This is a genomic window from Paraglaciecola hydrolytica (assembly GCF_001565895.1).
GTDB lineage: Bacteria > Pseudomonadota > Gammaproteobacteria > Enterobacterales > Alteromonadaceae > Paraglaciecola > Paraglaciecola hydrolytica.
Genome location: NZ_LSNE01000009.1, coordinates 454,025 through 473,655, shown reverse-complemented (window position 1 = coordinate 473,655; position 19,631 = coordinate 454,025). Strand labels below are relative to the sequence as shown.

General features: G+C 43.9%; 19 protein-coding genes. All 19 read right to left on the bottom strand.

The features are described 5' to 3' along the window. Positions 1–276: 276 nt before the first annotated feature. The gene (flhB, locus tag AX660_RS17850) at positions 277–1,401 is read right to left on the bottom strand and encodes a flagellar biosynthesis protein FlhB (protein ID WP_068379775.1); all 1,125 of its coding nucleotides are present in this window, start codon (positions 1,399–1,401) and stop codon (positions 277–279) included. 11 nt (positions 1,402–1,412) lie between these two features. Continuing rightward, entirely contained in the window at positions 1,413–2,192 is a 780-nt protein-coding gene (fliR, locus tag AX660_RS17845; RefSeq protein WP_068379772.1) for a flagellar biosynthetic protein FliR, read from the bottom strand. Between the two features lie 6 nt (positions 2,193–2,198). Then, positions 2,199–2,468, bottom strand: a complete 270-nt coding sequence (gene fliQ / locus AX660_RS17840) for a flagellar biosynthesis protein FliQ (protein WP_068379769.1) — start codon at positions 2,466–2,468, stop codon at positions 2,199–2,201. 37 nt (positions 2,469–2,505) lie between these two features. Next, positions 2,506–3,258, bottom strand: a complete 753-nt coding sequence (gene fliP, locus AX660_RS17835) for a flagellar type III secretion system pore protein FliP (RefSeq protein ID WP_068379766.1) — start codon at positions 3,256–3,258, stop codon at positions 2,506–2,508. Further along, positions 3,251–3,664, bottom strand: coding sequence for a flagellar biosynthetic protein FliO (gene fliO / locus AX660_RS23595; RefSeq protein ID WP_068380049.1), 414 nt, complete (start codon positions 3,662–3,664; stop codon positions 3,251–3,253). Before fliO ends, fliP begins: the two co-directional genes overlap by 8 nt. Before the next feature lie 43 nt (positions 3,665–3,707). Beyond that, complete coding sequence (gene fliN, locus AX660_RS17825; protein ID WP_068379764.1) at positions 3,708–4,103, bottom strand: flagellar motor switch protein FliN; 396 nt, start codon at positions 4,101–4,103, stop codon at positions 3,708–3,710. Positions 4,104–4,119: 16 nt separating this feature from the next. Further along, on the bottom strand, positions 4,120–5,178 hold the full coding sequence (gene fliM, locus AX660_RS17820) for a flagellar motor switch protein FliM (RefSeq protein ID WP_068379761.1): 1,059 nt from the start codon (positions 5,176–5,178) through the stop codon (positions 4,120–4,122). Positions 5,179–5,224: 46 nt separating this feature from the next. Further along, positions 5,225–5,743 (bottom strand): flagellar basal body-associated protein FliL, encoded by a 519-nt coding sequence (fliL, locus tag AX660_RS17815; RefSeq protein ID WP_068379758.1) that lies wholly within the window; start codon positions 5,741–5,743, stop codon positions 5,225–5,227. Positions 5,744–5,852: 109 nt separating this feature from the next. Further along, positions 5,853–8,063, bottom strand: coding sequence for a flagellar hook-length control protein FliK (locus AX660_RS17810; protein ID WP_068379755.1), 2,211 nt, complete (start codon positions 8,061–8,063; stop codon positions 5,853–5,855). Between the two features lie 207 nt (positions 8,064–8,270). Further along, positions 8,271–8,717 carry a flagellar export protein FliJ gene (gene fliJ, locus AX660_RS17805; RefSeq protein WP_068379752.1) on the bottom strand — a complete coding sequence of 149 codons (447 nt, stop codon included), beginning with the start codon at positions 8,715–8,717 and terminating at the stop codon, positions 8,271–8,273. Positions 8,718–8,722: 5 nt separating this feature from the next. Next, positions 8,723–10,057 carry a flagellar protein export ATPase FliI gene (gene fliI / locus AX660_RS17800; RefSeq protein ID WP_068379750.1) on the bottom strand — a complete coding sequence of 445 codons (1,335 nt, stop codon included), beginning with the start codon at positions 10,055–10,057 and terminating at the stop codon, positions 8,723–8,725. Then, positions 10,054–10,839: a flagellar assembly protein FliH gene (gene fliH / locus AX660_RS17795; RefSeq protein WP_068379748.1), complete on the bottom strand. Its 786-nt coding sequence runs from the start codon at positions 10,837–10,839 to the stop codon at positions 10,054–10,056. The genes fliI and fliH overlap by 4 nt, the downstream gene beginning before the upstream one ends. 32 nt (positions 10,840–10,871) lie before the next feature. Continuing rightward, positions 10,872–11,912, bottom strand: coding sequence for a flagellar motor switch protein FliG (gene fliG / locus AX660_RS17790; protein ID WP_068379746.1), 1,041 nt, complete (start codon positions 11,910–11,912; stop codon positions 10,872–10,874). 78 nt (positions 11,913–11,990) lie between these two features. Then, positions 11,991–13,661 (bottom strand): flagellar basal-body MS-ring/collar protein FliF, encoded by a 1,671-nt coding sequence (gene fliF, locus AX660_RS17785; protein WP_407669404.1) that lies wholly within the window; start codon positions 13,659–13,661, stop codon positions 11,991–11,993. A 46-nt stretch (positions 13,662–13,707) separates the two neighbouring features. Continuing rightward, positions 13,708–14,046 (bottom strand): flagellar hook-basal body complex protein FliE, encoded by a 339-nt coding sequence (fliE, locus tag AX660_RS17780; RefSeq protein WP_068379741.1) that lies wholly within the window; start codon positions 14,044–14,046, stop codon positions 13,708–13,710. Between the two features lie 262 nt (positions 14,047–14,308). After that, positions 14,309–15,664 (bottom strand): sigma-54-dependent transcriptional regulator, encoded by a 1,356-nt coding sequence (locus tag AX660_RS17775; protein ID WP_068379738.1) that lies wholly within the window; start codon positions 15,662–15,664, stop codon positions 14,309–14,311. Positions 15,665–15,667: 3 nt separating this feature from the next. After that, complete coding sequence (locus AX660_RS17770; RefSeq protein ID WP_068379735.1) at positions 15,668–16,882, bottom strand: sensor histidine kinase; 1,215 nt, start codon at positions 16,880–16,882, stop codon at positions 15,668–15,670. A 193-nt stretch (positions 16,883–17,075) separates the two neighbouring features. Continuing rightward, positions 17,076–18,527, bottom strand: a complete 1,452-nt coding sequence (locus AX660_RS17765) for a sigma-54 dependent transcriptional regulator (protein WP_068379731.1) — start codon at positions 18,525–18,527, stop codon at positions 17,076–17,078. A gap of 195 nt (positions 18,528–18,722) precedes the next feature. Next, entirely contained in the window at positions 18,723–19,526 is an 804-nt protein-coding gene (locus AX660_RS17760; RefSeq protein ID WP_068379728.1) for a flagellin N-terminal helical domain-containing protein, read from the bottom strand. Between the last annotated feature and the right edge of the window lie 105 nt (positions 19,527–19,631).

Sequence of the window (19,631 nt, the reverse complement as noted above, 5' to 3'; positions counted from 1 at the left end):
AACTAGTAAGCCAAGATGAAAAAACTTAGTGTTAGTTGCTTATATTCCATACAAAAATCAACAAGAGCAAAGTTTCACTAAATGAAGATCGCGACTAAAGTCGTTCCTACAAAAGACAAACCTAAACTCCACACTGAATCGAAGAAAGGCATTTATTACTGCGACTCCAACTTACCCGATTTTGTTTGTACCTTGTCAAATGGCCAGACAGGACGTCTAGACAAGGCGCAGCGAATAGTCGCGGTCGCGCAGCGATAACTAAGAGCAGCCTAGCGCTTAGCGTCTCAACTCTGGTGGTATCGGCAAGTCTTTGCGCAGCGCTTTGGGTCGTTTGCCTTTGCCTTTTTTGTAGGCTTTTAATTGATAAACATACGCCAGCACCTGGGCTACTGCCATAAACAGTTTTTCGGGAATGGGATGGTCTGCTTCGGTGGAATAATAAATCGCCCTCGCTAACATGGGTGATTCCACAATGGGCACGTCATGGGCATTAGCAATTTTACGAATGTGCATGGCTAATTCATCTACGCCTTTGGCCACTAAGATAGGGGCTGTGGTGCCCATTTGATCGTATTTTAACGCAATTGAATAGTGAGTCGGGTTAGTCACCACTACATCTGCAGTAGGAACTTGTTGCATCATACGTTTAGCGGCTGCTTGATATTGCAAACGGCGGATGCGGCTTTTAACTTGAGGGTCACCTTCTGAGTTTTTACGTTCGTCCTTCACTTCCTGTTTAGACATTTTCATTTCTTTGTCGTGTTTCCAGGCCTGATAAGGAACATCAAAGGCCGCAATCGGGATCAGGGCACAGCACATGATCAAAAAGCCCCACGAGATCAAATCCATAGCATGAAATAAGTTCATTGGATAAAGCTCCATATCAATATGTAGAGCCTCATCATGAAAAATAACCATTGCCAGATACGCCATAGCAGCAACCACCACAAATTTTGCCAGCGCCTTAAGGAGTTCCACCAGACCATTCATGCCAAACATGCGTTTAAAACCAGCAAGCGGATTAATTTTACTGGCTTTGGGTGAGGCAGATTCCCAGGTAAAATTGTAACCGCCCAAAGCAATATTACCGTAAATGCCTGCGATGGCGATGATCACCAAAAAGGATAAAACCGACATACTGACAGTTTCTAAGGCATGTCCCCAAGCCTGAAACATATGGTTATAGTCATAGGTTTCGTCTCTAGATAAGGTAAAAGTGCGTTGACTTATTTTAAACATGGCCTCGGCAATGTAAGAGCCCATAAACATCAAGGCCAGCGCACTAGAAACTAATACCAGTGCTGTCGATAATTCTTTTGAACGAGCGATTTGTCCTTTTTTTCGGGTGTCGGTGAGTTTTTTGGACGTAGGGTCTTCGGTTTTATCATGGGCATCAGACATGACTCAGCTCCTTATTGGCAGACTTGCAGCAGTTGACACATCAACAACTGAGCCCTGTCCCATAACACTTCAAAGTGATGTGGCAGGTTGTCTAAGGTAAGCCAGATAATAAACAGGCCCATAATTTGTGCGATGGCAAAACCTATACTAAAAATGTTGAGCTGCGGCGCCGCTTTGGTCATCACGCCAAAAGCCAGATTAACAATTAACAAAGAAATAATAGGTGCCAGTGACAAGGTTACCGCCGAGACAAACATCCAACCCGCCCAGTGTGCAATTTCACGAAACTGCTCCCCCGTCAGCCATGCCTCACCTATGGGCAGAGCTTCAAAACTCATGACTATCATGCGGATCATGGCCAGATGACCGTCCAAGGCCCAAAAAATTAAGGTCGCTAAAATCAAATAAAACTGCCCCACTGCAGGTACGTTAATACCGTTTACTGGGTCAACCATGGACGCAAAGCCCAAACCAGTTTGCATCGCCACAATTTGCCCTGCGAGTACAAAAGTATTGAGCACCATGTTCGAAATAAAACCTATCGAGATGCCGATGATGAGTTGCTGCATCACCAATAAAAAAGTACCAACGGAAAACAGATCTGCAATAGGTGTAGGTGGGACTAGCGGCATGATTAATATGGTAAGAAATAGGGTTAACAATGTACGTGTGGTGGCCGGTACCGATTTAGCACTCAAACCCACCATGGCGGCAAATAAACCAGTCACACGCATAAAAGGCAGTAATAAGTCTGCCAAAAACTGCATGATGGTTGTGCTTGCTACTTCCATCCTAAATTAACCTATAACCTCAGGAATACGCTCAACCATAGTGAAGGTAAAATCCATCAGTTTATTAACCAACCAATGTCCACCCCAACTTAATGCCAACAGAGTCACTATCAAACGAGGTAAAAAACTCATGGTTTGTTCGTTAATCGAGGTGGCTGCCTGAAACACCGCCACTATCAAACCCACAAACAAACTGGGTAAGATGATGGCTGATACCAGCAAGATCACCATATGTAAGGCTTCTTGGAGGATCTCAACAAATACCTCTGGACTCATCGTTCGCCCCTCTTATTTTTGCTGTCGTTAGTCATCACTAACCCATACCAAAACTGTTGGCTAAGGTGCCAAAAATTAAGTTCCAACCATCCACTAATACAAACAACATGAGTTTAAAGGGCAAGGACACAATCATTGGCGATAACATCATCATACCCATGGCCATCAAGATAGAGGCCACCACTAAATCGAGTATGAGAAAGGGAATAAACAACATAAACCCAATTTGAAAGGCGGTTTTTAATTCACTGGTTACAAAAGCAGGGATCAAAACATTCATGGGTACGTCTTGTGGATCTTCAAACTGTCCATCCATGCCACCAATTTGCACAAACGTTTCCAGATCTTTAACCCGGGTTTGCGCCAGCATAAAGGCCCTTAAAGGCTCCTTACCCAGTTCATAGGCTTGGATAGACGTGATCTCTTCGTTTAGATAAGGCTGTAACGCGGTTTCATTAATTTTTTCAAACACCGGCGCCATAATAAACATCGACAAAAACAAACTAACACCGATTAAGATTTGATTAGAAGGGGACTGCTGTAAACCAATAGCCTGACGTAAAATTGACAAAACAATGATAATGCGGGTAAAGGACGTCATCATCATCACAAAGGCTGGCAACATGCTCAGGGCTGTCATGATAGCCAGCACTTGCAGGGTCATGGTGTAGTCCTGACCACCTGTGCCATTGTCAGTCACGGTGAGTGCCGGAATACCAGGGACAGCATCTGCCATGCCTGAAAACAGTACCAAACTCAGTAAGATTAAATACCAGTATTTATTATTCATCTTGAGTGCCCGCCTTCTTATTGGCAGAGCCTGCTTGAGGGTTCAGTTTGCCAGCCATAAACAGCGCCAGTTTGTCTTTAAAGTTGTCACTGTCGGCTGGTTTGTTGTCTGTTAAGGGCTGCGCCAGTTTAGCCAGATGATTGATGTTGTGGGCGGTAACTCCCACTAAATGTTGCTCACCGCCCACTTCAATCACCATTACGCGCTCGCGGGTACCCGCCATCATCGAGGCCACCACTTTTAATTGTGATGAGCCTGAGTGAGTGACGTTAAACCGTCGCATTATAAAAGCCAGCATAAAAACTACCCCCACTACCAGCAGTAGAGAGAGGAAAATTGACACTACAGATGTTGGATTTGAGAGACTTTGTGGCTCAGCATGAGCACTAAAAGAGAGGTTTAACATTAGGCTTGGAGCAATCCAAGCCAATGATTTTAAAGGTAATTTACTACCTGAGTTTTTTGATTCTTTCGATTTGACTAATAACATCGGTGAGGCGAATACCAAATTTGTCGTTAACTACTACTACCTCACCATGAGCAATCAACGTGCCATTAACTAAAACATCTAATGGTTCACCCGCCACACGCTCTAATTCCACCACTGAACCCTGATTAAGTTGAAGCAAATTACGAATACTAATATGACTTCTCCCCACTTCCATTGAGATAGTAACAGGGATATCTAATATGGTATCTAACTTGCGTTTCTCGGCCGGAGTGATTTCGCGATCCTCTTCCAGCTCATCAAATTCCGCTACTCTGGCACCATCATCTTTGCCTTCTTCGTCAGCTTGTTCAGCCATGGCTGCGGCCCAATCATCTAACTCGTCATCACCACTCATATTCTACTCCTTCAAGCTACAGGTCTAATTCCAGACCTTGTAATTCGGAATCGCTGTCAATCCGGCGACCACCTTTGGTTAATAATTGCAATTCCGACTTAACTGAAGTCGGACGCGGAATTTTGTCAGTAATTTTTAACGCTACACTTTCGCGAGATTTACCCAACTTCGCTCTAAAGGTCGGCAAATCTTCAATTAACACTGTGATATGTTGCGGCATATCAATCGGAATAATATCGCCAGGTTTAAACTCCATAATTTTGCGTAATGTCAGCTCAACATCCATCATATGGGTAGACAGCTCAACTTTTACATCCATTATTTCGTCTCTGAGCGCTTTGCTCCACCTAAGATCAGTATCTTCCTTATCACTTTGTACACCGGCATCAAGTAATTCACGAATGGGTTCAAGCATGGAATAAGGCAACGAAACATGGAAATCACCGCCGCCACCATCTAATTCAATGTGAAAAGAGCTTATTACCACCACTTCTGTAGGGCTAACAATGTTGGCCATAGCTGGGTTTACTTCTGAGTCTAAATACTCAAAAGAAACATCCATAACTGGTGCCCAAGCTTCTTTGTAATCTTCAAATATCAGCTTAAGCAACATTTGAATAATACGTCGCTCGGTAGGGGTGAATTCACGACCTTCGATTTTGGCATGGTAACGCCCATCACCACCAAAAAAGTTATCCACCAAGATAAACACCAAACGGGCTTCCATGGTAATTAAACCTGTGCCTTTTAAGGGTCTAAACCGCACCATATTTAAGCTGGTTGGTACAAATAAAGTATGAATGTACTCACCAAACTTGATCATCTGAATGCCATTGATTGACACTTCAGCCGAACGTCGCATCATGTTAAACAGGCTAACCCGCATATGCCGAGCAAAACGTTCATTAACAATTTCTAAGGTGGGCATACGCCCACGAACTATCCTATCCTGTGAAGAAAAGTCGTACTCTAACAGCGAACCATCTGACTCATGGCCACCTGTATCTTCTTCCTCAACGTCATCAACACCATGTAAAAGCGCATCAATTTCGTCTTGGGATAATAAATCACTCAATAGTGTTCTCTCTTGTGCTCTTTTGTTAACTCTTGTTCATTTATGCTTATTGCATGACAAAACCGGTAAATAGTACTTGTTCAATAAGCGGGTTATCGGTGAGCTCCTGCATTTTTTTCTGCACTTCTTTCAAAGCACTGTCACGAATCGCTGTTTTACCCGCTTCGGTAACTAAATCATCGGCATTAGCCGTACTGAAAACCCGTAATAATGCCCCTTCAATAGAGGGAATATGCATTTTAACCTGTTCTTCGTTATCGTAACCACGCAACATTAACTGAACCTTTATTTCGACTAAACGATCACGGCCAACACCTGGTACGTTAAATACAAAGGGTCTGGGCATGGCAACATAAAGAGCCGAGCCTGTTGCTGGAGTTTGGTTGGCCCGCGCTCCAGTTCCATCGCTGCCATCCATTGCAGCCGCAGGGGTCTGTTCAGAATCACCAAGCAAGAAAAATGCCGCGGCTCCTGCTCCAGCCAACACCACCACTGCCACAACAATAATGATGATCAGTTTACGTTTTTTACCACCCTCTTCCATTTTCAGTTCTTGTTCAGCCATGCCTTTCTCTTTAGTAGGTAACTAAGTTAGGTAAGTAACTCAGGTAAAAATGCGGCTATTATCTGTTAGCTATCAAAAATGACAAGTTACTTGCCAAGATAAATATTACTTAGACAAAATAATCGATAGCATTAGTTGAGCCACTCTTTGAACTGGTATTGTCCAATAACCTTGTGTCATCTTCACCAAGCTCGCCAGTTGCCAGACCGCTAGCCGCATTTTTGGCCTGCTGACCTGACTGTCCTTGGTTATCCTGCTTAGTCTGATTGTCTTGTTTTACTGTTGATTGGCCCAATTCGATGCCTTTTTCCAATAACATTTCACGTAATTTTGGTGTTGCCGCTTCAAGCGCATCACGGGTTTGCTGTGACTGCACCACAAAGTTAACAGTAGCAGACTCTGCTGACAGTGACACTCTTACATGTACCGAGCCCAGTTCAGCTGGATCTAAGCGTATTTCTGCAATCAAGTTACCGGTATTCACCATCCAACGTACTTTGTCGGCTAATTGCTGATGACCTTCTGGTTTATGTAAATTCAGGGCTTTGTCTAACTTGTTGTCAAACTGGTTAAGTTGCATTGTTTTGTGTTGTTCAGCCTGCGTCATCTGACTATCCAAGGCGGCGGTATTAAGTGCCTGATTAATACTGGCACTATCGTTAAGTTGGTTTAAAGCTGAGACACTCTGACTCAGTGTACGTAGTGTTTTATCCAAACCTTCCGCTACTTTAGCCACCACCGTACTATCAGTGGTTTTCTCCAGAGCCTGAGTAACTAGTGCTTTTAAGTCGATGCCCGGTTCATGTCCGGCGGCCAATTGATCTTTAAATTCAGCAAGCCCAGTCTTAAGAGCGGCTAGCACATCTTTACTAGAGCTAGTATTTCCAAGATCACTACTCGTTTTAACAACGGCACTATTGGCACTTTTGCTCTCGTCCCGCAACAATACTGCGATACGTTGTGCGACCGAAGTCAGCGCTGCATCTAATTCATCGTCTGATAATGTCAACAAAGCCTTAAGTTCAGCATTACTGACAGAGGCTATTTCTGCTGCTGTGGTTTTAAGCATTGCCGGATTATTGCCATTAACAGACTCTTTTGACACAGCCAATTTATCATTTGTAACAGTAGTTGAAATCCCTGTAGTAGATGAACGCTCTAACAGCGCAGTCATCATTTTATTGAATACAGCTTCGTCTTCATCCTGACTGTCGTTACTACTTTGTATCGCGACACTAACCTCAGTAGATGTATTAGCTGTGCCGTTTATTTTATCTAACAAACTTTGCAGAACTTCTTTAGCGGTTTGCACAGGCAACGCTATTTTAGCGGCATTGGCTTCAAGTATATTGCCTGCATCATCTCGTTGTGGCACAACGATAATCGGCTTATCAGCCAGTAATTCTTTGGCGTTTTTACCCGGCTCTACTGTTAGAGTTTGGACTGAGTCTAATTTTGACTGAAGTAAATTTTTAAGCTCTGGGTCCAGAGGTGTATTTTGCTTAAGGCTTTGGCTTAAAGCTTGATTTAACAACTCAAGCTCAGCTGCACTCAAACGGTTATTTTTTAACAGTAAACTAATATCTTCACTAACAGCTAACAGCTCTTGATTAATATTGCTGCCATTGGTTGTTGTCACCTCAGTTGGAGTAACGTTAGCCATGGTTAAAACTTGGTTAAACAGTTTCTGTAATTCTGTATTCTCAGTGCCAGCGAACCAAGTGCCCACCGTTGGCTTTGCTTCCATAAGTTGAGCTAAAGCGGCTAGTTTGTCGTCCTTAGTTGCTAACCAAAGCTGCAAGGTTTGCAGATCATTTATATCTTCAAGCGCAATGACATCATCACTAGTGGTGAGTTCCGTTATTCCAGTTTGCTCTGGGTCTAAGGATATATCTTGTAAGCTCCAGACTAGGTCAATCCACTGCTCGTTACTTTGCACCAAGGTTTCTTTAGCGCTGCTGTCATCAAGGGATTTGGCTTTGTCCAAGGCGACTGGCTCTTGGTCAATTGGAGGCTCTACTGCAGCTTGAATTTGCGGTTTTTCTTGCTTGTTACTTTGGCTTGCAACAGATGATGGCTCAGCTTTTTTATGGTTGTTGTTTGACGAATCAAGGACACCCGTTTGCTTCTGTTCAAGGGCTTTATTAGCGACAGGAGTTGAGGTGGTTTTAGTAGCAACATTTCTCGCAGCAGGCACAACAGTTTGTTGCTGTTTTAATACTTGATCAAAAGCGAGGTTTGATTCTGTTTGTTCGCTACTACCCTGCAAGGCGGCAAAAGCGGCAACATCTGCTTTAGCGGAGGCAACTTGTTGCATCATTTTATGTTAACTCCCTGATTTAAATGAATTAAACCCATAACACAAACCCTGAAATTCAGATCAATCACTGTATGTAGACGGTAATTCATGTCAGATATCAACCCTTTATTGCCAATTTCAACAGCTAAAACCACTGTGTTTGATAGGTATCAGCAAGGTCTGTTCCAACTTAGCAAAGTAGCTATAAATGAGAGTAGCTGGTTAGCTTCAATATCTCGGAGGTTGTCGCACAAAACGTTGTAAGGCTAATTCATCTAACATTTGTTGCTCTTGTTTTTCTTCGCGCAAATACAGACTGTGCTGTTGTTTGGCTAATAACATCTCTACGGCTTTACGTTTTTTTTGTTGCCCTAGCCATTGCATGCGGCGTTGATCGGCCACTAACACGGCGTTACTGATAATTTTGCTTTGTTGTTCACAGGCTTTATCTAACTTACCGATAAACTGTTGATGCTGACCATAAGTGGTAGCCGCCATACCCAGTTTGGCTTTGGATTGAGCCTGACGTAAATAATCTAAACGGTATTGCTCCAATCCGGCGAGTTTTTGTTTGTTTTGCTGCACATATTGCTGGGCAGTTTGAAACGTGCGTAATAACTTTTGTTCTTTCTGGTTTTCCCAGTCGGCCACCATTTGGAGTTGCGCAATCGACATCTGACTTAACCTTTACCCAAACCAGAACTTAAACTTTGCATGGCTTTGAGTGAATCATCAAAGGCAATAACTTGTTGCATGCCCTGACTTAAAAAAGCATTTATCGCAGGTTCAGCACTGATTGCCAAGTCAATACGTGGATCATTGCCGCGGGTATAAGCGCCAATGCTGATCAAATCGCGGTTACGCTGGTAAGTCGAATAAACCTGTTTGATACGTCTGGCTTGTTGCACATGTTCAGGACTTACCACCATCGGCATAACCCGGCTGATAGATGCCTCGATATCAATGGCAGGATAATGTCCGGCATCGGCTAAACTGCGCGATAATACAATGTGCCCATCTAATATAGCCCGGGCGGCATCGGCTATGGGATCTTGTAAATCATCGCCTTCCGTTAGTACCGTATAAAAGGCGGTAATCGAGCCTTGGGTTTCTGAACCATTGCCGGCACGTTCAACCAAAGCTGGTAAACGGGCAAACACCGAAGGTGGATAACCTTTTGTGGCCGGCGGTTCGCCCACGGCTAAGGCAATTTCACGCTGGGCCATGGCATAACGGGTTAATGAGTCCACTAACAACAATACATTCAAACCGCGATCACGAAAATATTCAGCGATAGTCACGGCGGTTTCACAGCCTTTTAAACGCATTAGCGGTGAAGTATCTGCGGGAGCGGCAACTACCACCGCTTTTTTGCGTTCTTCTTCACCCAAAATATCTTCAATAAACTCCTTAACTTCCCGCCCCCGCTCACCGACCAATCCAACCACAACCACATCGGCGCTGGTACCACGAGTCATCATGCCCATCAAGACACTTTTACCGACACCACTGCCAGCAAACAAACCCATACGTTGGCCTGAGCCAACAGTAACTAAGGTATTAATGGCTCTCACACCTACATCTAGAGGAGTTTTAATCGGTTTACGACTTAAGGGATTCATCGGAGGACGAGTTAAGGGCACACGTTTTTCAGCTTTAATCGGGCCTAAACCATCTAGCGGCTGGCCATTACCATCAACTACGCGGCCGAGCAAACTCATGCCAACTGCAAGCCCTTGTTCACGATTAAGGGGCTGAACTCGCGAGCCTGGCACTATGCCTTTTACGGCGGTGGTGGGCATTAAATAAGTAATCGCATCAGCAAAACCAACAACTTCGGCTTCAATTTCACCATCGACGGTTTTGATCAGGCATTGACTGCCCACAGGCATTTGGCAACCTACCGCTTCTAGGGTTAAACCTATACCACGCACCAGTTTACCGGCGGCAACGATAGGCGGCTGTGGCACTTGCTCTTGTAACTCTTTGATTTTATTCAGCAGGGCTTGGCTCATAGCTCAGGATCTTCTGACTCAACGTCTACCTGACCTAAACCCTGTTCAAGTAAAAAACGGTCAAGTACATCTCTAACTCGTCGCTCTACCGTCACATCTACCGCATTAGAGTCGGTAATGATTTCACAACCACCACGACTAAAACTTGGATTTTCAATCAGGTTCCAGTGATGTTTTTCGATTTCTTCTGCGCTGAAATGGGCGGTAACCAGTGTTATATCTGCCGGATTTAAATGAATTTGATAACGTGATTCCTGAATTGGCAAAACTTTAAGGCCTTCACTGAGAGCTTGAAATATCAAATCTTCATTGGTTTTAACTTCAGTGCGGATCACGGCTCTGGCTAAACTGACAGCCAATAATACCAATTCTTTTTCGAGATTTTTATCTACCTTAGCTACTGGTTTTTGTAGATTTTCAATTAGTTTAGCCAATGCTGCAAGGTGAGTATCAATCTGCTCCTGCCCCGCGGCTAAACCTTGTGCTGTGCCTTCTTCAAGCCCTTTGGCTAAACCTTGCTCATGTCCTTGTGTTTGCCCTTCTTGTAAACCTTGGGCATACCCTTCTTGCTGGCCCTGAGTAAATCCATCGGCTTGAGCATCTGAGCGGATGGCCTCAATTTCTTGCGCTGTGGGTGGCAGTATTTCTATTTCTTCTTCGGGCGGCTCGTATTTCCAATCACGACGGCGATTAAACACATCAGTAGTGCCATCGTCTGCACCATTACGTGGGTCTTCAATAGTGGGCAGTTCCCATGATTTAACTGGTGTTTCATCACTCATATAGTGGCTCTATGCTTAGGCAACTTAATGGCTTATAAGAACTCATCGCCACCGCCGCCGCCTAACATAATTTCACCGGCATCAGCCAAACGACGTGCCACGGAGAGGATTTCTTTTTGTGCCGTTTCGACTTCGCTGATACGTACAGGACCCATAGCAGCCAAATCATCCAACAACATCTCAGCTGCACGTTTAGACATATTTTTGGTAATTTTAATACGTAACTCTTCGTCGGCACCTTTAATGGCTTTAAGTAAGGCATCTTGCTGTACTTCACGTAAAATCGCTTGAATGGCACGATCATCAACGTCAGCCAAATTATCAAATACAAACATCAAGTCTTGAATTTGTTGACTCATCTCTTCGTCTTGCTCACGAATAGCATCCATCAACTGGCCTTCGATGTTGGTGTCTAGGTAGTTCATAATATCTGCGGCAGACTTCAAGCCGCCCATTTTCGCGGCTTGAGTACCCGCTTGACCGGCAAATTGTTTTTCCATGATTTCGTTTAGTTCTTGCAAGGCTGCTGGTTGTACTTCTTCCAAGTTAGCCACCCGCATCATTAAATCGAGACGCACTTTTTCTGGGAACTGACTTAAAATTTCAGCAGATTGTTCAGCATCTAAATAAGACATAACAATGGTTTGGATCTGTGGATGCTCGTTGCGAATAATGCTGGCAACCTGCTTAGAGTCCATCCATTTAAGTGAATCCAGACCTTTAGCGCCGGTCCCCATCAATATTTGATCAATCAAGTTGGCGGCTTTGTCTTCACCTAGGGCCGAGGTCAATGCACGTTTAACAAAGTCATGACTTTGGAAACCAATGGTGCTGTAGTTTTGAATTTCTTCAATAAAATGACGATGAACGGCGGTAATTTTGGCCTGAGTCATATCATCTATCTGCGCCATCGCTTGACCCAAACGTTGTACTTGTTTTGGTTCAAGGTGTTTGAGGATTTGCGCCGCATCATCTTCGGTCAAACTTAACAACAAGATCGCGGCTTTATCCACGCCTTCCAGTTTACTAACATCGTAACCGGGTTTTTCTGCGACTTCAGTGCTTTCAGCCATGTTTAACTCTCAATATTTAGTAAAACGGATGATGCCAGTAAAACGGACGTTGGCATTATACCCCTAATCCAATGCAGTTTATTCATCTTGCAACATCCAGTTTTTAACCACTTGCGATGATAGTTCAGGCTCATTGGCAACCAGCGCCCTAACCGCACGCAATAAGTCTTCATCTTTGTGTAAGTCAGGTAATCTGAAGGTACCGTCTGGGGCAAAGCCCACTTGAGATTCATCAAATTCCTGCGCCAACATAGTGATATCATCACCTAAATCTAAGCCATCATCAGCGTCATAATCATCTTTAGCAGCATCTTCTGGATTAATAAGCTTGCTTACCATAGGGCGCAAGACAAAGAAGATCAAAAAGATAATTACCAGTATCGCCCCAACCAATTTCATTAGGGGATACATCTCTGGATCTTTCCAAAACGGTATTTCAATCGGGGTAAAATCAAGTTCACGGCTAAAGGGAATACTGACTACTTCGAGTGAATCACCACGAGTCACATCAAAACCAATACCACCTTGCAATAAACGGCGGATATCGAGTAACTCGGCTTGCGCGCGCGGTGCTGTAGACTGTGTACCATCGGCAGCAGTCGTCGACACATAATCAAGGGCGACCGAAACACTTAAACGGCGAATAACCCCTGTTTGTTGTTTAGTATGGCTAACGGTAGTATCAAGCTCGTAATTGCGAGTCGCTTCTTTTAGATTGCGCCCAGGTACCGCAGATTGAGCGCTACTGCCATTGGCCTGTTCAGGAATATTCGAATCAAGTGGTGGTTGATTGGTTAAAGCACCTGGAATGCCTGCAATCACACCACCAGTACTCGTATCTTCCACTGTCATCTCACTGCGCACGGCAGGTAAGTCAGGATTGTAACTGCGCTGTGTTTGCTCAACTGCAGTAAAATCCATGCTCACATCCGCTTGCGCGGTGTAATTACCCAAACCTAACACTGGGATTAAAATAGAATCAATTTTGGCGAGGTATTCGCTCTCACGCTGTTTTTCTAATTCATATTCTTTACGTGAACGTGCAGATTCGGCATCTTGTGAGCCTGAATTAAGTAAACGACCATTACTGTCGGTAACCGTCACCCGCGATGGTTCCATGCCTTGTACTGCTGAGGCAACAATATCTACGATGGAATTAACTTCTTGGCTTGTTATGGCCGAACCCCGTCTTGCAGTCACAACCACAGTAGCACTGGCTTTTTTCTCACGACGAGCAAACACGTTTTCTACCGGTAAAGCCAACAGTACTTTAGCTCGGGTAATACCTGTCATTTCTTCGATGGTACTGGCTATTTGTTTTTCACGAGCATGTTTAAGACGCTCTTTTTCAACCCGCTGGCTTACCCCAAAACCCATGTCTTGCATGATGATTTCGGTACCTGCAGAGTCTACCTGGGCGATGCCTTGGCGGGTCATACCCATTTTAATGCTCTGATACTGTTCGCTGTTAACCAGTACCGTGCTGCCTTCTAGGCGATAATCAATTTGGTTTTGATCAAAATAATCGAGAGTTTCAACTAACTCTTGGGTTTGCATTTTACCTAAAGGTCGATAGTCAGGTTGACGTGCCCATAAAAAAATCACGATGGCAATCGCCACACAAATAACCAGCGCAATTACTAATACCACCTGACGCATAGTATCTGCGCCACCGATGGAATCCATGAAACCTGATTTTTGTTCAGGAACAGCATCATTGCCATAGGAATCTAATCCCATGCCACTCATCGCTAATTCAGTACCTGTACCCGTTGCTTCAGCCACTTATTAACTCCTAAACCGGCATATTCATAATAGTTTTATAAGCATCAAGTACTTTGTTGCGAACTTGCACTGTGGCTTCAAAAGCAATACCTGCTTTTTCTTTGACTACCATCACGTCAGCCAGACTTAAGCTTTTATCGCCCATTTCAAAGGCCATACTTTTGTCTTTTGACTCTATTTGCATGCTATTCACGGTATTAAGTGCCTGACCTAACATGTCAGCAAAATTGGCTCCTGCCGGATTATGGCCTTGCAAGCCTTGCAGATTTGGTAATTCACCCAGACCCAATTGGCTCTGGCTGGCCATATTTTGGAACTCTTGATATAAAGATTGCGCCTTGATATCCATTATATTGCTCCTGCTACCTGAATTAGCTTAGTTAGCGGGTTTATCACCCTTTGTAAGGATACATAGCAAAGCAAGTGCCAAGATGAAGCCCATTAAAAAATCAATAAATAACCATTAAAATCATAATGTTACATAGTTAAACAAACGACATTAACACTGTCAAAGTCTTGACTGGTGCTTTTAAACCGACGAAAAAAAGGTCGCCAAGATGGCGACCTAAACTACACACGCTAAACATTTCTATCGTACGGCCAACAAGTAATCAAGCCGGTAATTCGATACCTACTTCACGCATTCTGGCCAGTTTATAACGCAGGGTACGTGGACTAATGCCTAAACGTTCAGCCACATCTTTACGTCGCCCTTTACAACTTTGCAGGGTATCCAAAATGATCTGATGTTCTTGTTGGCGTAACTCAGAACCTAACTTACTGTCGCTGTCGTCTTCTGACTTTTCAAATGAACTACTGGCCGGTATGGACGCAAACTGGTTATCTTGTTCAATCATCAAATCCTGTGCGTCGATGTGTGATGACTCTGCCAAAATTAGCGCACGCTGGATGACATTTTCCAACTCCCGCACGTTACCGGGCCAGCTATGTTGCAACAACTTACTGCGCGCTGCCGCACTTAATCTGGGAATGGCACTGCCACGTTTTTGGCAATGACGTTCAATTAAATGCTCGGCCAAGGGAATAATATCCCCTACCCGCTTATCCAATGGTTGCCACATAAGCGGAAATACATTGAGGCGATAATACAAGTCTTCTCTAAACTCACCCTTTTCAACCGCTTTTTTCAGGTTGCGGTTACTGGTTGCTATTACTCTGACATCTAAAGAAATGGTCTTGCGGCTGCCTAAACGTTCAACTTCTTTTTCTTGTAGTACCCGCAATAATTTAGCTTGTAAACTTAAGTCCATTTCACTGATTTCATCGAGTAAAATAGTACCGCCCTGAGCTTGTTCAAACTTACCGGGGCAAGCCTGAATAGCACCAGTAAAGGCGCCTTTGTCATAACCAAACAAGGTAGCTTCGAGCATGTTTTCGGGGATGGCCGCACAATTTATTGCCACAAAACTTTGTTGGCTGCGCAGCGACTGATCATGAATATACCGAGCTAATACTTCTTTGCCTGAACCACTGGGGCCAAGTACCATCACGGTAGCTTCTGAACGCGCGACTTTTTGCGCAAGCTCTAACAACTGTAAACTACTCGGATCACCCACCACCGGATTACGTGATTCCACTTTGTGGGCAGGTGCATAACGCCCCACTAAATTAAGTAATACCTGAGGCGCAAAAGGTTTAGACAAATAATCGGTTGCGCCGTCACGCATGGCTTGCACGGCATCATTGATGGTGGCATACGCGGTCATTAACAATACCGGCATGTTGGCGTAACGATGTTTAATATTGCGCAGCAAGGCTAAACCATTCATGTCAGCCATTTGAATATCACTGACCACCAAATCGACGGATTGCTCGGAAAGTTTAATGATAGCCTGCTCACCGCTGTCGGCCTCCACCACTTGATAACCACCAAGTAATAAAGTATCGACCAAGGCTTCTCTGAGCCCCGCATCATCTTCTACTATCAGGATTTTGGCTTGCGACATAGTTTAGTTCCTCGCCACTGTGGCAAATTCTGGTTGTGACTTTTTGTTGTGAAATTGAACATTAGATTGAGCTAATTGACTTAACTCGGATAACACCGGTAAGCGCAAGGTAAAACACGCGCCACCACCGACGATATTACTCACAGATACTTTACCATGATGGGATTGGGCGACGGTTTTAACCACTGCCAAACCTAAACCCGTACCATGGCTGCGAGTGGTAAAAAACGGTTCAAATATTTGTTTAAGATGTTCTTTTTTAATCCCAGGGCCATTATCGCTCACGGAGATATTCACCCACTTTGCCTGACTTTCATCGCGACAAGCAGTTAAGGTAATTTGTGCACCCATTGGGGTAAACACTAGCGCATTATGAATAAGGTTTTGCAGGGCTCCTGCCAGTGCCGCTTTGTTACCCAGTACGAGAATGTCTGGTTCGGGTAAATTAACAGTTAATACGGCTTGTTGTTTAGTCAGCATCACTTCAGCGCCTAGTTGCACTTCTTGCAATAAACTTTGCAAAGACAACTGACCAACCACTTGTTCACTGCCACTTTTGGCAAACAACAACATATCATTGACCTGACTTTCTAAGTCACGTAAACGAGATAACAGTTTGTCGGCAAACTGATTACGGGCATCTTTACTCAGGGTATTGTTAGATAAATTGGCTGCATACAACATGGCAGCAGACAAAGGAGTACGGATTTGATGGGCCAATGACGCCACCATTTTGCCTAAAGATGATAACTTTTGCAGATGGCCTATACGCTGCTGCAATTGTCTGGTTTCGGTCAAATCGGTTAATACTATGAGCTGTCCAGGTTCATTGATTAAAGGAGTGATCGACAGTTTTACCTTACGCCCATCAAACAAAGAGACTTCATGTCCATCATCGGCTTGAGGTTTAAACGAGCGCTGAATAATAGTTCGCCACAGTTCACCTTCAAGAGGTTCGCCCAATAATGACTTGGCTAATTGATTTGCTTGCCTCACGCCACCATTACCATCAATCACCACCACACCAGCAGGCATAACCTGCAAAATATGGTTAAGGCGCGCGGTTTCTTGGCGCAAATAGGCTAATTGCTCCGCTTGCGGGATATCCTCCTGCGCAGAACATAGTTTATTGGCGGTATTGTTGGGCTCTGCCAGTGATAACACAGAGCCATTTAAACCCCGCGTAAGCCTATCGATTAACAAACCACTACTTGCCATATTGTCCTCTCGTCAAAACTTAGACAGATTAGTCACAGCATAGGCATTGCACATGGCATGCCAAAGTAGTTTGTTTTTTAAATCAATAAGTTACGACTAATCGTAAGTCAGGAAAGCGTCAATGAACTGACACTATAGAGGGAGTCTCAGCTAAATTGGAATAAAGGGTCAACAAAGGTTGAACAAAGACTGTTCAATCCTTACTGATGTTGTACTTACGCATTTTTTCAACCAAGGTTGTTCGGCGCATGCCCAATACTTCTGCGGCACGTGCTACCACCCAGTCCTGGCCATCTAAGGCCTGAGTGATTAAACTGACCTCAAGATCAGAAATATATTCTTTAAGATTAAGCCCTTCAGCAGGCAAGGCTTTAGCAGCCGGATCGTCTAGTTCAGCAAAACCCACCTCATCTTCGGTGTCGCTACTGTCGCCAAACATCGCATTGATCGCTTCGCGCTCTAACAATTCCTGCGGATAATCTGGATGGTAGGGCTCCACATCTAGGTGTTTATATTTATGCGGTAAATCATGTAAATCGATAAGCTGATTGGGATACAAAATCATCAAACGTTCAACTAGGTTTGACAGCTCCCTAACGTTACCCGACCAATTATGCTCCATCAAGGATGTCAGGGCATTTTCGGTAAAACGGATTTGAGCGTTATCTATTTCAAGGCGTGTAATAAGCTCTTGCAGTAACAAAGGAATATCTTCTTTACGCTCTCGCAAGGCCGGACTTTCGATTGGAAATACATTCAGACGATAATACAAATCTTCACGGAACTGGCCTTGTTCAATCATGTTTTCTAAATCACGATGAGTCGCCGCAATCACCCGTACATCACATTTAATCGGCTTAGTGCCACCTACTCGTTCATAAGTGCGCTCTTGCAAAACCCGCAATAATTTAACTTGCATTTGCAACGGCATATCACCAATTTCATCTAAAAATAGGGTACCGCCTTCAGCCAATTCAAAACGTCCTTTGCGGGAATTAACTGCACCGGTAAAAGCGCCTTTTTCATGACCAAACAATTCACTTTCGAGTAACTCGCCAGGAATAGCCCCACAATTAACAGGAATAAAAGTAGCTTCTGTACGATTGGATAAAAAGTGCACGTTACGTGCGATGACTTCTTTACCCGTGCCAGACTCACCAAGGATCAATACATTGGCCTCAGTGGGCGCAACCTGTTCAATCAAATGGCGCACACTTTGGATCTGCGAACTTTTACCCACTAGGCTTCTGAATAAACGGGTTTTATTATTAACACTGGTTTTAAGATTTGGCTGATGACGCAGGTATTCCTGACAACGATGTAACATTTTCGTTAGACCAGGATAAGTCACCGGCTCAACGAGAGTACCAACGACATTATTTTTAGCCTTAGAGTCGTCTGCTGTGCCCACCAAAACAAAAGGCAGTACCGGAAACTTTTCGCAGATATCAAGCGCTAACTGGGGATCCAATGCATCAATTAATACCGCACTAAATCCATCTTTTTGACGTAGGCCTTCTTGACGTAAAAGAGCCATAGCCTCAGAAAAAGAAACACATTCAAAGGATTCACCAAGAAAGGTCAGGATAGTACAAAGATTATTGGCTCGATCTACTTGGGAACTAATAATCAAGATGTTGCTCATGCCTTCCTCAGTCTATTATTTTTATCGTAACTCAATGTAAGCAATGTAATTTTAGCTTTTCAAAGCGGGATAGCAACACAATTTACTGGCTTAACTTTAATCAGTTGTTTGATTGTATGAACTTTATACAAAGTTGGCGCAAAAAAAAGAGCAAATACTTTGCTCTTTAATTGCAGGTTGGTTTTTTAGGCTATTTTACCCATTAAGTAAACTTAGCACCTGACCTTGTTGTTGATTTGCTTGTCGTTGAATCGCAATGGTCGCTTGGCTCAATATATCGGCCGAAGCACTTTCTGAAGTTGCTTGAGCATAATCGGTATCTTGAATACGACTACGTGCTGCTGCCACATTAACATCAGCCTGACTTAAATTACGGGCATTACTTTCAAAGCGATTTTGCAAGGCACCTAAATCTGAGCGGGCACTACCAACATACTCAATGGCGCTATCGGCAGCGGCTAAGGCATCTTCTGCTCCTTGAGCAGTACTTAAGTCAACATTTAAAATATCGTTTAAACCCGCAGCAACATCTTTAGTGCCTACACCGATTTTTTGACCAGAATTTGCCCCAACCTGAAAATCAATATTGCCTTCGCCACTTAACAGAGGTTTACCGGCAAATTCGGTTTGTTTGATAGTTTGTGAAATATTTTCTTGTAACTGTGTCACTTCAGCCTGCAAGGCTTTACGGTCACCATCACTTAACAATCCATTGCCTGCCTGCACGGATAATTCACGGATACGATTAACATCTTCATTAATCCCCGACAAACCACCTTCGGCCACTTGGGTTAAGGAGATCCCATCGTAAGTATTCGCAATAGCTTGGCGATTACCCTCAACCTGACTGGTGAGTCTGTCGATAATTTGTTGTGCAGCTGCGCCGTCGGCCGCGCCGTTAACGCGCTTACCTGATGCTAGTTTCTCAAAAATTGATTCTTGTTTTTGTTGCACCTGATTCAACAAAGATGCATTGGAATTGGTATTTAGATTGATCATGGATTATCTCCTCTATCAGCCAACTAGCTGACACTTTACCTAGGGGCAAGGATAGCAAAAGATCCCCCAAAAGTTAATATAAAGCCCATTACAGACAAATACCCT

Excerpts from the sequence above, each read along its gene's own strand:
- flhB (WP_068379775.1), bottom strand. The coding sequence starts at position 1,401 with ATGTCTGATGCCCATGATAAAACCGAAGACCCTACGTCCAAAAAACTC.
- fliR (WP_068379772.1), bottom strand. The coding sequence starts at position 2,192 with ATGGAAGTAGCAAGCACAACCATCATGCAGTTTTTGGCAGACTTATTA.
- fliQ (WP_068379769.1), bottom strand. The coding sequence starts at position 2,468 with ATGAGTCCAGAGGTATTTGTTGAGATCCTCCAAGAAGCCTTACATATG.
- fliP (WP_068379766.1), bottom strand. The coding sequence starts at position 3,258 with ATGAATAATAAATACTGGTATTTAATCTTACTGAGTTTGGTACTGTTT.
- fliO (WP_068380049.1), bottom strand. The coding sequence starts at position 3,664 with ATGTTAAACCTCTCTTTTAGTGCTCATGCTGAGCCACAAAGTCTCTCA.
- fliN (WP_068379764.1), bottom strand. The coding sequence starts at position 4,103 with ATGAGTGGTGATGACGAGTTAGATGATTGGGCCGCAGCCATGGCTGAA.
- fliL (WP_068379758.1), bottom strand. The coding sequence starts at position 5,743 with ATGGCTGAACAAGAACTGAAAATGGAAGAGGGTGGTAAAAAACGTAAA.
- AX660_RS17810 (WP_068379755.1), bottom strand. The coding sequence starts at position 8,063 with ATGATGCAACAAGTTGCCTCCGCTAAAGCAGATGTTGCCGCTTTTGCC.
- fliJ (WP_068379752.1), bottom strand. The coding sequence starts at position 8,717 with ATGTCGATTGCGCAACTCCAAATGGTGGCCGACTGGGAAAACCAGAAA.
- fliI (WP_068379750.1), bottom strand. The coding sequence starts at position 10,057 with ATGAGCCAAGCCCTGCTGAATAAAATCAAAGAGTTACAAGAGCAAGTG.
- fliH (WP_068379748.1), bottom strand. The coding sequence starts at position 10,839 with ATGAGTGATGAAACACCAGTTAAATCATGGGAACTGCCCACTATTGAA.
- fliG (WP_068379746.1), bottom strand. The coding sequence starts at position 11,912 with ATGGCTGAAAGCACTGAAGTCGCAGAAAAACCCGGTTACGATGTTAGT.
- fliF (WP_407669404.1), bottom strand. The coding sequence starts at position 13,661 with ATGAGTGGCATGGGATTAGATTCCTATGGCAATGATGCTGTTCCTGAA.
- fliE (WP_068379741.1), bottom strand. The coding sequence starts at position 14,046 with ATGGATATCAAGGCGCAATCTTTATATCAAGAGTTCCAAAATATGGCC.
- AX660_RS17775 (WP_068379738.1), bottom strand. The coding sequence starts at position 15,664 with ATGTCGCAAGCCAAAATCCTGATAGTAGAAGATGATGCGGGGCTCAGA.
- AX660_RS17770 (WP_068379735.1), bottom strand. The coding sequence starts at position 16,882 with ATGGCAAGTAGTGGTTTGTTAATCGATAGGCTTACGCGGGGTTTAAAT.
- AX660_RS17765 (WP_068379731.1), bottom strand. The coding sequence starts at position 18,527 with ATGAGCAACATCTTGATTATTAGTTCCCAAGTAGATCGAGCCAATAAT.
- AX660_RS17760 (WP_068379728.1), bottom strand. The coding sequence starts at position 19,526 with ATGATCAATCTAAATACCAATTCCAATGCATCTTTGTTGAATCAGGTG.